Genomic DNA, 11,607 nt, shown 5'->3' on the forward strand with positions numbered 1-11,607 from the left:
TGGGGGTGGAGTGGGGACGGGGCGGGGCTGGAACGGAGCTGGAGCGGGGACGGGGTGACCAGGGTGTCAGGTGAATCATCCATCCTCGCGACGACCTGTCGCCCTGCCGGGACCCTTGCACCCTGTAAGGCCCTTCGAGTCGAGGTTGTCGCAGTGAGCCTTGTCACGCCCCGGCGGCACCGGGCATGGTCAGCGGGTCGGCAGTGGCGGAAAACCGACCCCACGCCGGAATCCGTCGCGTTAACAAGAACGCAACCGTGGAATCCCTTGTCCGGAGCCAGCCGGACTGCCAGGATCGCGCAACCCCGATGATCGACAGGACGGACTTCCGCACCCCCGCAGACCCCCACCGCGGCGGCGGCGCTCCGTCACTCAGTCGTACCACCGGCACTTGGAGGAACCAGATGGACCTGACCGACTTCGGCGCCGGTGCGCAGCACATCGCGGGCCGCCGGACCCGGGGGAGCGGCGAGCCCTTCCAGGTCGTCAACCCCGCCGACGGCAGCGTGGTCGAGCAGGTCGCCCTGGCCACCACCGAGGACGTCGACGCGGCCGTCGCCGCCGCGAAGGCGGCCCTGCCCGGCTGGTCCTCGGCCACCCCCGGGGCGCGCTCCGAGGTGCTCACCCGGCTGGCCGCGGTGCTGACCGACGCCTGCGGCGACCTCGCCCGGGTGGAGACCGCGCAGACCGGCAAGCCGGTCAAGCTGGTCACCGAGTTCGACGTCCCCGGCACGATCGACAACGCGGCGTTCTTCGCCGGCGCCGCCCGCAACCTGGAGGGCAAGGCGGCCGGCGAGTACTCCGGCGACCACACCTCGTACGTGCGGCGCGAGGCGGTCGGCGTGGTCGGCTCCATCTCGCCGTGGAACTACCCGCTGCAGATGGCCGCCTGGAAGATCCTCCCGGCGATCGCCGCGGGCAACACCATCGTGCTCAAGCCGGCCGAGCTGACCCCGCTGACCTCGCTGATGTTCGCCGAGGCGTGCACGGCGGCGGGCGTCCCGGACGGCGTGGTCAACGTGGTCACCGGCGCCGGCCGCACCGCCGGCGAGCACCTGGTCGGGCACCCGGACATCGCGATGGTCTCCTTCACCGGCTCCACCGCCGTCGGCAAGCGGGTCGCCGAGCTCGCCACCGCGAGTGTCAAGCGCACCCACCTGGAGCTCGGCGGCAAGGCCCCGTTCGTGGTCTTCGACGACGCCGACCTGGACGCCGCCGTGCACGGCGCCGTCGCCGCCTCGCTGATCAACGGCGGCCAGGACTGCACCGCCGCCACCCGCGCGTACGTCCAGCGCCCGCTGTACGACGCCTTCGTGGCCGGGGTGGCCGACCTGTTCGCGGCGATCCGCATCGGCGACCCGCTGAACCCGCACACCGACCTCGGCCCGCTGGTCTCGTACACCCACCGGGACCGGGTGGCCGGCTTCGTGGAGCGCGCCCGGGCGTACGCCACCGTGGTCACCGGCGGGCGCGTGCCCACGACCGGCCACGACGGCACCGACCTCACCCGGGGCGCGTACCACCCGCCCACCCTGATCACCGGCGCGGCCCAGGACAGCGAGGTCGTCCAGGGCGAGATCTTCGGGCCGGTGCTGGTCGTGCTGCCCTTCGACGGCGATGACGAGGGCCTGCGGCTGGCCAACGACACCCCTTACGGCCTGGCCGCCTCCGCCTGGACGAGCAACGTGCACCGCTCGCTGCGCGCCACCCGGGAGATCGCGGCCGGGTGCGTGTGGGTCAACGACCACATCCCGATCATCAGCGAGATGCCGCACGGCGGCTACAAGGCGTCCGGCTACGGCAAGGACATGTCCCAGTACTCGCTGGACGAGTACACCCAGGTCAAGCACGTCATGTTCGACACCACCGCGGTCGCCCGCAAGGACTGGCACCGCACCGTCTTCGGAGACAGATAACCCCCGGACCAGGGCGCTTCCCCCACGCCCCCCTTCTCCCCCAGGAGGCCCGTTCCATGGCGTTCAACGAGCTCACCGACGGTCTGCCCGAACCGGTCCGCAGGGCCTGGGAGCGCAGCCTGACCAGCGGCCGGGCCGCACTCGGCCGCCGCACCCTGCTGCGCGCCGCCGCCCTCACGGCCGGAGCGGGCACCCTGGCAGCCTGCGGGATCCCGGCGGCCCCCCGGGCGACCGGCGACTCCACCGCGAACGCCGCGAAGGACCTCTCGGACACGGAGAAGGAGGTCGACTTCTCCAACTGGCCGCTCTACATCGACACCGACGAGAAGGACAAGGAGAAGCACGGCACCCTGGACGCCTTCACCCAGGCCACCGGGATCAAGGTCAAGTACAACGAGGACGTCAACGACAACGTCGAGTTCTTCGGCAAGATCAAGCCGCAGCTCGCCTCCGGCCAGGACACCGGCCGCGACCTGATGGTGCTCACCGACTGGATGGCCGCCCGGCTGATCCGGCTCGGCTGGGTGCAGAAGCTCACCCCGGCGAACGTGACCACCGCCATCACCACGATCGAGCCGCGCTTCCGCGCCCCCGACTGGGACCCGGGCCGGCTCTACTCCTACCCGTGGGCCGGCATCCAGACCGTCGTCGCCTACAACAAGAAGGCGACCAAGGGGAAGGAGGTCACCAGCGTCTCCCAACTGCTGGACGACCCCGACCTCAAGGGCCGGGTCACCTTCCTCTCCGAGATGCGCGACAGCGTCGGGATGGTGCTGCTGGACCAGGGCAAGGACTCCGCGAAGTTCACCGCCGACGACTTCGACGCCGCGATCGCCCGGCTGCAGAAGGCGGTCGACAGCAAGCAGATCCGCCGCTTCACCGGCAACGACTACGGCCAGGAGCTCTCCTCCGGGGACATCGCCGCCTGCATCGCCTGGGGCGGCGACCTGATCCAACTGCGCGCCGACAACCCGGACATCGAGTTCGTCATCCCGGAGAAGGGCTTCCTCTCCTCCACCGACAACCTGCTGGTTCCGGCCAAGGCGCAGCACAAGGCGAACGCGGAAAAGCTGATCGACTTCTACTATCAGCCGAAGATCGCGGCGCAACTGGTCGCGGGCATCGGCTTCGTCTCCGCCGTCACCGGGATGAGCGACGAGCTCGCCGCCCTCGCCCCGGACACCGCGGCCAACCCGCTGGTCGTACCCACCCCCGACATGGCGGCCAAGGCGCACGTGTTCCGCACGCTCACCGAGAGCGAGGAGAGCGACTTCGAGCAGAAGTTCTCCAAGCTCATCGGCGCCTGACCCCCACTCCCGGCCGAGAAACCCAGGAAGACACCACCCCATGACAGACCAGCAGCGCGACGCGGCCGTCGGCGGCGACGTCCGGCTCACCGGCATCGGCAAGACCTACGGCTCCTTCACCGCCGTCCACCCCCTCGACCTGACCGTCCCCCAGGGCTCCTTCTTCGCCCTGCTCGGAGCCTCCGGCTGCGGGAAGACCACCACCCTGCGCATGATCGCCGGCCTGGAGGAGCCCACCAGCGGCACCGTCCTGATCGGCGGCCAGGACGTCACCGCCCTGCCCCCGTACAAGCGGCCGGTGAACACCGTCTTCCAGAGCTACGCCCTCTTCCCGCACCTGGACATCTTCGAGAACGTCGCCTTCGGCCTGCGCCGGCGCGGCAAGAAGGAGGTCAAGAAGCAGGTCGACGACATGCTGGAGCTGGTCGAACTCGGCCAGTACGCCCGGCGCAAGCCGCACCAGCTCTCCGGCGGCCAGCAGCAGCGCGTCGCCGTCGCCCGCGCGCTGATCAACCACCCGCAGGTGCTGCTCCTGGACGAGCCGCTCGGCGCGCTGGACCTCAAGCTCCGCCGCCAGATGCAGCTGGAACTCAAGCGGATCCAGACCGAGGTCGGCATCACCTTCGTGCACGTCACCCACGACCAGGAGGAGGCCATGACCATGGCCGACACCATCGCGGTGATGAACGGCGGCCGGGTCGAGCAACTGGGCGCGCCCGCCGAGCTGTACGAGAACCCCGCCACCACCTTCGTGGCCAACTTCCTCGGCCAGTCCAACCTGCTGCCGGCCGAGGTCACCGGCACCGACGGCGGCGACCTGCTGCTGAGCGCGGCCGGCGCCCGCCTCACCGTGCCGAAGGCGCGCTGCGCCACCGACGCCAAGCGCGTCCACCTCGGCGTGCGGCCGGAGAAGATCACCATCACGCACGCCTCCGAGGACGTCGCCGACGGCCGCAACAAGCTGGCCGGCACGGTGCTCGACTCCAGCTTCATCGGCGTCTCCACCCAGTACGTGGTGCGCACCGACGGCGGCCAGGAGGTCGCCGTCTTCGAACAGAACATGGAGCGCGACGCCCGGATAGTTCCCGGCGCCGCCGTCCGGCTGCACTGGAACCCGGCGCACTCCTTCGCCCTGGACGCCTCGCAGGCGATCGACGCGGGCACCGGGGAGGAGGCCGCATGACCGCCACCACCCCGGCCGCGCCGCCGACGGCCGTACCGCCCGACGGCGGTCCGCTCCCGACGGCCGCGCGCAAGCCGAAGCGCAAGCTCACCCCGTACTGGCTGCTGCTGCCCGGCATCGCCTGGCTGGTCGTCTTCTTCGCCGTCCCGATGGTCTACCAGGCGTCCACCTCGCTGCAGACCGGCTCGCTCGAAGCGGGCTTCAAGGTCACCTGGCACTTCGCGACCTACTGGGACGCCCTGGTCGAGTACAAGTGGCACTTCGTCCGCTCGTTCTCCTACGCCGCCGTCGCCACCGTGCTCTGCCTGGCCGTCGGCTACCCGCTCGCGTACACGATCGCCTTCAAGGCGAGCAAGCGCTGGCGCAACGTCATCCTGATCCTGGTCATCGCGCCGTTCTTCACCAGCTTCCTGATCCGCACGCTGGCCTGGAAGACCATCCTGTCCGACGGCGGCCCGGTGGTCGGCGCGCTCGGCGCGCTGCACGTCCTGGACCTCACCAACCTGGTCGGCCTCACCTCCGGCGACCGGGTGCTGGCCACACCGCTCGCGGTGGTCTGCGGCCTGACCTACAACTTCCTGCCGTTCATGATCCTTCCGCTGTACACCTCGCTGGAGCGGATCGACCCGCGCCTGCACGAGGCGGCCGGCGACCTCTACGCCCGGCCGTTCACCACCTTCCGCAAGGTCACCTTCCCGATCTCGCTGCCGGGCGTGGTCGCGGGCACCCTGCTGACCTTCATCCCGGCCTCCGGCGACTACATCAACGCCCAGCTGCTGGGCTCGCCGAGCGAGCAGATGGTCGGCAACGGCATCCAGAAGCAGTTCCTGAACGTGCTCGACTACCCCACGGCGGCCGCGCTGAGCTTCATCCTGATGGCCCTGATCCTGGGCATGGTGACGGTCTACATGCGCAAGGCCGGGACGGAGGATCTGGTCTGATGTCCCGAATCCTGAAGTGGGTCCGCGCCCACCTGGTCGTCCTGGCCGGCCTGCTGGCCCTCGCCTACCTGGTGCTGCCCAACCTGGTCGTGCTCGCCTTCTCGTTCAACAAGCCGGTGGGCAAGTTCAACTACGAGTGGAACGAGTTCTCCACCGACGCCTGGACCAACCCCTGCGGCGTGGCCGACATGTGCCAGTCGCTCTCGCTCAGCCTGCAGATCGCGGTGCTCGCCACCATCGGCGCCACCGTGCTCGGCACCATGGTCGCCTTCGCGCTGGCCCGCCACCGCTTCCGCGGCCGCTCGGCCACCACCGCGATGATCTTCCTGCCGATGGCCATGCCCGAGGTGGTCATGGCCGCCTCGCTCGGGACGCTCTTCCTCAACATGCGCATCCCGTTCGGCTTCACCACCATCCTCATCGCGCACATCATGTTCTGCCTCAGCTTCGTGGTGACGGCGGTCAAGGCGCGCGTGATGAGCATGGACCCGAGGCTCGAACAGGCCGCCCAGGACCTCTACGCGACCCCCACCCAGACCTTCCTCAGGGTCACCCTGCCGCTGGCGGCGCCCGGCATCGCGGCGGGCGCGCTGCTCAGCTTCGCGCTCTCCTTCGACGACTTCATCATCACCCAGTTCAACTCGGGCCCGACCACGGTCACCTTCCCGATGTTCGTCTGGGGCGCCTCGCAGCGCGGCATCCCGGTGCAGGTGAACGTCATCGGCACCGCGATGTTCCTCGCCGCCGTCGTGCTGACCGTCGTCGGCCAGTGGCTCGGGAACCGCAGGAAGGCCGCCGCCTGACGCACGCCCGGTCACCGGTGGCCCGTAACGACGCCTATTCGTGGAAAGTGGCTGATAATGCATGGATTCCGCCCGCGTACTCAGTGACGCCAGGCCCACCCCCTTCTGGCTGGAGGACCCCGGTCGGCCCGAGGCGCTCCCCGCCCTGGTCGGCGACACCACCTGCGACCTGCTGGTCGTCGGCGGCGGCTACTCCGGCCTGTGGACCGCCCTCATCGCCAAGGAGCGCGACCCCTCGCTGGACGTCGTGCTGGTCGAGGGCAACGAGGTCGGGTGGGCCGCGTCCGGGCGCAACGGCGGATTCTGTGCGGCCAGCCTCACCCACGGCTTCGGCAACGGCCTGGACCGCTGGCCGTCCGAACTCGCCCGGCTGGAACGCCTCGGCGCCGCCAACCTCGACGGCATCGAGGCCACCCTCAAGCGCTACGGCATCGACGCCGAGTGGGAGCGCACCGGCGAGATCGACGTCGCCACCCAGCCCCACCAGGTCGAGGAGCTCCACGAGCTCGCCGAGGCGGTCGCCCGCCACGGTCTCGACATCACCGTCCTGGACGCCGACGAGCTGCGCGCCGAGGTGAACTCGCCGACCTTCCTCGGCGGCCTCTGGGACAAGGAGGGCGTGGCGATGGTCCACCCCGCCAAGCTCGCCTGGGGCCTCAAGGAGGCCTGCCTGAGCCAGGGCGTGCGGATCCACGAGCACACCCGGGCCACCGACCTGCGGGAGTACGGCAGCGGCACGGCCGTCCGCACCCCCTACGGCCGCGTCTTCGCCCGCCGGGTCGCGCTCGGCACCAACGTGTTCCCGTCCCTGCTCAAGCGGGTCCGCCCGTACGTCGTGCCGGTGTACGACTACGCGCTGATGACCGAGCCGCTCAGCGACGAGCAGCTCGCCTCGATCGGCTGGCACGGGCGCCAGGGGCTCGGCGACAGCGCCAACAAGTTCCACTACTTCCGGCTCTCCGCCGACAACCGGATCCTCTGGGGCGGCTACGACGCGGTCTACCACTACGGCGGCCACCTCCGGCACGAGTACGACCAGCGGCCGGAGACCTTCCGCACCCTGGCCGGCCACTTCTTCCAGTGCTTCCCGCAGCTGGAGGGCCTGCGCTTCACCAACGCCTGGGGCGGCGCGATCGACACCTGCAGCCGGTTCTCGGCGTTCTTCGACACCGCGTACCGGGGCAAGGTCGCGTACGCGGTCGGCTACACCGGGCTCGGCGTCGGCGCGACCCGTTTCGGTGCCGAGGTGATGCTCGACCTGCTGGCCGGCGAGCGCACCGAGCGCACCTCGCTGGAGATGGTCCGCAGCAAGCCGCTGCCGTTCCCGCCCGAGCCGGTGCGCTGGGCCGGGATCGAGATCACCACCCGGTCGCTGGAGCGGGCCGACCGCAACGGCGGTCACCGCAACCTCTGGCTGCGCACGCTCGACCGCCTGGGGCTGGGCTTCGACAGCTGACCCCCGCCGAGCCGGTCCCGTCGGCGCCCGCGCCCCGGGGCGAGCGCGCCCCGGCCCGGTGCCGGACCCGTGTCGGACCCGTGTAAGAGGGACCCGCCGTCCGCCTCTCCATGATGACGGCGGGTCTCGGTCTTCCCCGCCGTGCCCGAACAGGACGAACGGCGAGAAGCGGGGACAGACATGGAGAGCACCGGACTGCACTGGCTCGCCCAGGTGGCACCGGACCCGGAAACCTTCCGGGAGCAGTGGGAGCGCACCGGGCTGGGCCTGATGCTGCTGCCGGCCGGCCGCGGCTGGGACGTCCTGTCCGTCCCCGGACGGCTCGGGCGCCCGGCGCTGGAGGTCGTGGCGGGCGGCACCTGCGGCCCGGTCCTCACCGACTTCGGCGAGGAGCACGTCAGCTTCCTGGTGCCGGTCGGCACCGCCGCCCGCTGGGTCGGCACCGGGGTGCGCGGCGCGGGGGAGGGCACCTGGATCGTCGTCCCGCACCCCGAACGCAGCAGCCGGGGCGTGCGCTGGCTCGTCCCGCCGGACGGCTCCGGGCGGCTCAACGACCCGGTGCTGCTGGAACTCGCGCTGCACGAGGCGGCGGCCGGGCTCGGCGGGCGGTGAGCGCGGCGGGGACGGCACGCGGGGGCGGCACGGGCCGGGTGGTGAGGGTGGCGGCAGTGGGGCGCGGGGTGGGCGGCAGCGTCAGACTGGAGGCGTGACCACCGCTCCGCACGCCGTCGACTCGTCCCTCCGGCCGGGCCCCGCCCAGCTGCGCCTGGCCGGTCTGGCCGCGCCGGTGTGCGTCCGGTACGGCCTCGCCCTGGCCGGTGGGCACGCGCTGCGCGCCCACGGTGTCGCGGCCTGCGCACAGGACGGGCTCACCCTGGCGACCGGTGACGCCGACCTGCCGGAGGTGGCCGACGCGCTGGCCGAGGCGTACCGGGCGGCGGGCGGCGGGGTGGCCGAGCGGCCGGGCACCCCGAGACTGGAGCAGCTCACCGTCCGGCTGGCCCTGGGCGGCCGGACGCACTCGGTGGAACTGCGCAAGGAACCGCTGGGCCACCGGGCGGTCCACCTGGACCTCGGCGCGCCCGGGCCGGACGAGCCCCCGGCGGTGCTGCCGGTCGTCGCCCTGGAGGACGCGGCGGCGCTGACCACAGCGCTGCTCGTGGACCGCGGCATGCCGCGCGACCTGGTCGACGTCCACGCCCTCACCCGCTGCTACCGGGAGGGCGAACTCATCGCCCTGGCGAAGGAGTTGGACCCGGACCTCCAGCTCACCGCGCTCGCCGACCGACTGGAGACGCTCGCCGAGGCGGCTGACGGGCGGTTCCGCGCCCGGGGTGTCCCGGTCGGGGAGGTGGACGGGCTGAAGCGCTGGGCGCTGGCGTGGGCGCAGGACCTGCGGCTGGACCTGCTGGAGACCCAGGAGGCGGCGGACGGGCTGCACGATCCGTACCTGGAGGAGTCGGCCCTGGACGATCTGCCTCCGGAGGATCCGGTTCCGGCTCCGGGGGCTCAGGAGGCCTGAGCCCCGTCCCGTGCGGTGGGTGGCACGCGTTCGGAGTAGCGACCGGACGACCTGTAAGGCTGAATCCGAGATCCCCGTCAGCCTGTTCGTTGAGCCGGGGCCGGGTCGGCGACCAGACTGGGAGACGAGCGCGGTAGCCCCGTGAATTTCCGTCGCCCGGCCCACTCGCGGGCGGCGCCAGACCGGACCGGTGGCAGGACGCCGCCCGGGACTTCGGAGGCAGACGACCTTGAGCAAGCACATCATTCACTGGATCGGCGGCAAGCCGGTCGCCACCGCCGGTGCGGCGCCCCGTCGCGGTGACATCTTCGACCCGGCCACCGGCCAGGTCGCGGGCCAGGTCGACTTCGCCGGGATCGCCGAGGTCGACCAGGCCGTGGCCGCCGCCGCCTCGGCCTTCGCCGAGTGGCGTGCCGCCTCGGTCGCCAGGCGGTCGACGGTGCTCTTCGCCTTCCGCGAGCTGCTGAACGCCCGTCGCGACGAGCTGGCCTCGATCATCGTGTCGGAGCACGGCAAGGTGCACTCCGACGCCCTGGGCGAGATCGCCCGCGGTCTGGAGGTCGTGGAGTACGCCTGCGGCATCCCCCAGCTCATCAAGGGCGGCTTCACCGAGCAGGCCTCCACCGGCGTCGACGTCTACTCGATCCGCCAGCCGCTCGGCCCGGTCGCGATCATCTCGCCGTTCAACTTCCCGGCCATGGTGCCGATGTGGTTCTTCCCGATCGCCATCGCGGCCGGCAACACCGTCGTGGTGAAGCCCTCGGAGAAGGACCCGTCCGCCGCCAACTTCCTCGCCGGGCTGTGGAAGGAGGCCGGCCTGCCGGACGGCGTCTTCAACGTCGTGCACGGCGACAAGGTCGCGGTCGACCGCCTGCTGGAGCACCCGGACATCAAGTCCGTCAGCTTCGTCGGCTCCACCCCGATCGCCCGCTACGTCTACGAGACCGGCACCCGCTACGGCAAGCGCGTGCAGGCCCTGGGCGGCGCCAAGAACCACATGCTGGTCCTGCCCGACGCCGACCTGGACCTCGCCGCCGACGCCGCCGTCAACGCCGGCTTCGGCGCGGCCGGCGAGCGCTGCATGGCGGTGTCCGTCCTGGTCGCGGTCGACCCGGTCGGCGACGAGCTGGTCGAGAAGATCAAGCAGCGGGTCGCCACCCTCAAGGTCGGCCCCGGCTGCAACGGCGACTCCGAGATGGGCCCGCTGGTCACCGGCCAGCACCGCGACAAGGTCACCTCCTACGTGGAGTCCGGTGTCGCCGATGGCGCCGAACTCGCGGTGGACGGCCGCAAGCACCCGATCACCGCCGAGGACAAGGACGGCACCCCGACCGCCGACGGCTTCTGGCTCGGCCCGACCCTGTTCGACCACGTGAAGCCCGGCATGTCCGTCTACAACGACGAGATCTTCGGCCCGGTCCTCTCGGTCGTGCGCGTCTCCTCCTACGAGGAGGGCCTGGCGCTGATCAACGCCAACCCGTACGGCAACGGCACCGCCCTCTTCACCAACGACGGCGGCGCGGCCCGGCGCTTCCAGTTCGAGGTCGAGGTCGGCATGGTCGGCATCAACGTGCCGATCCCGGTGCCGGTCGCCTACTACTCCTTCGGCGGCTGGAAAGCCTCGCTGTTCGGCGACGCCCACGCGTACGGCCCGGACGGCGTGCAGTTCTTCACCCGCGGCAAGGCCGTGACCCAGCGCTGGCTGGACCCGTCGCACGGCGGCATCAACCTCGGCTTCCCGACCAACAGCTGAGCCCACGCCTCGCCGGCCGGACCCCTCTCCCCGGGGCCCGGCCGGCGTGTGTTTGCCTGCCGTTTGCATCGCTGCGCCGAAGCGCGTAGAGTTCTTCGAGCTGCTCGGCAGGGAGCACCGGACACGCGTCTGCGCGGACGGTCCCGGAGCGGCCAATCCCCTGAAACACCACTTCCCAGGTTCGGGCTGGTTCGCGTGCGCATTTCTGCGTCGCGGCCTGGCGTTTATGTGGCGTGCTCGTTTTATCGGATTGCGGCCGATTCGCTTTTCGGAGTACGGATCGGCTAGAGTTTGAAACGTCGGACAGGGCGTCAAGCCTCGGAAGACACCGGCGAGTTGGATGAACGAAGCCCCGGAAACGGAGCGGAAAACGTCTGATAAGCTGGAAACACGAAAGAACGAAGCCCGGAGGGTCCGCTGGAAGGCGGTCCGAAGGAAGCGTCCGTTCCTTGAGAACTCAACAGCGTGCCAAAAGTCAACGCCAGATATGTTGACATCCCCGGCCTCGGTCATCTGATCGGGGTTGGAGATTCCTTTTGAAATAACACTAGCGAGGACGCAGTGCGCGGGGCCGCCCTATTCCGGTGGTTGCCGTGCCGCTCAACGCGAGTGGGAACCCGATTACGGGTAAACATTCACGGAGAGTTTGATCCTGGCTCAGGACGAACGCTGGCGGCGTGCTTAACACATGCAAGTCGAACGGTGAAGCCCTTCGGGGTGGATCAG

General features: G+C 70.8%; 9 protein-coding genes and 1 rRNA gene. All 10 read left to right on the plus strand.

All coding sequences use genetic code 11. The annotated features are described in order from the left end of the window. Positions 1-404 precede the first annotated feature (404 nt). Complete coding sequence (locus tag AB0Q99_RS25250) at positions 405-1,916, plus strand: gamma-aminobutyraldehyde dehydrogenase (RefSeq protein WP_363575398.1); 1,512 nt, start codon at positions 405-407, stop codon at positions 1,914-1,916. A 56-nt stretch (positions 1,917-1,972) separates the two neighbouring features. Further along, positions 1,973-3,223, plus strand: a complete 1,251-nt coding sequence (locus AB0Q99_RS25255; RefSeq protein WP_363575400.1) for a spermidine/putrescine ABC transporter substrate-binding protein — start codon at positions 1,973-1,975, stop codon at positions 3,221-3,223. 40 nt (positions 3,224-3,263) lie between these two features. Further along, complete coding sequence (locus tag AB0Q99_RS25260; protein ID WP_363575401.1) at positions 3,264-4,406, plus strand: ABC transporter ATP-binding protein; 1,143 nt, start codon at positions 3,264-3,266, stop codon at positions 4,404-4,406. Then, the gene (locus AB0Q99_RS25265) at positions 4,403-5,347 is read left to right on the plus strand and encodes an ABC transporter permease (RefSeq protein WP_363575403.1); all 945 of its coding nucleotides are present in this window, start codon (positions 4,403-4,405) and stop codon (positions 5,345-5,347) included. The genes AB0Q99_RS25260 and AB0Q99_RS25265 overlap by 4 nt, the downstream gene beginning before the upstream one ends. After that, entirely contained in the window at positions 5,347-6,150 is an 804-nt protein-coding gene (locus AB0Q99_RS25270) for an ABC transporter permease (protein WP_363575405.1), read from the plus strand. The genes AB0Q99_RS25265 and AB0Q99_RS25270 overlap by 1 nt, the downstream gene beginning before the upstream one ends. A gap of 61 nt (positions 6,151-6,211) precedes the next feature. Beyond that, the gene (locus AB0Q99_RS25275) at positions 6,212-7,606 is read left to right on the plus strand and encodes an FAD-dependent oxidoreductase (protein ID WP_363575407.1); all 1,395 of its coding nucleotides are present in this window, start codon (positions 6,212-6,214) and stop codon (positions 7,604-7,606) included. Positions 7,607-7,786: 180 nt separating this feature from the next. After that, the gene (locus AB0Q99_RS25280) at positions 7,787-8,218 is read left to right on the plus strand and encodes a hypothetical protein (protein WP_363575409.1); all 432 of its coding nucleotides are present in this window, start codon (positions 7,787-7,789) and stop codon (positions 8,216-8,218) included. Positions 8,219-8,312: 94 nt separating this feature from the next. Then, positions 8,313-9,128 carry a hypothetical protein gene (locus tag AB0Q99_RS25285; RefSeq protein ID WP_363575411.1) on the plus strand — a complete coding sequence of 272 codons (816 nt, stop codon included), beginning with the start codon at positions 8,313-8,315 and terminating at the stop codon, positions 9,126-9,128. A 229-nt stretch (positions 9,129-9,357) separates the two neighbouring features. Next, positions 9,358-10,881, plus strand: coding sequence for a CoA-acylating methylmalonate-semialdehyde dehydrogenase (locus AB0Q99_RS25290; RefSeq protein ID WP_363575413.1), 1,524 nt, complete (start codon positions 9,358-9,360; stop codon positions 10,879-10,881). Between the two features lie 634 nt (positions 10,882-11,515). Continuing rightward, positions 11,516-11,607, plus strand: a 16S ribosomal RNA gene (locus AB0Q99_RS25295); the annotation flags it as partial.

This window comes from Kitasatospora sp. NPDC086791, from assembly GCF_040685975.1.
Lineage (GTDB): Bacteria > Actinomycetota > Actinomycetes > Streptomycetales > Streptomycetaceae > Kitasatospora.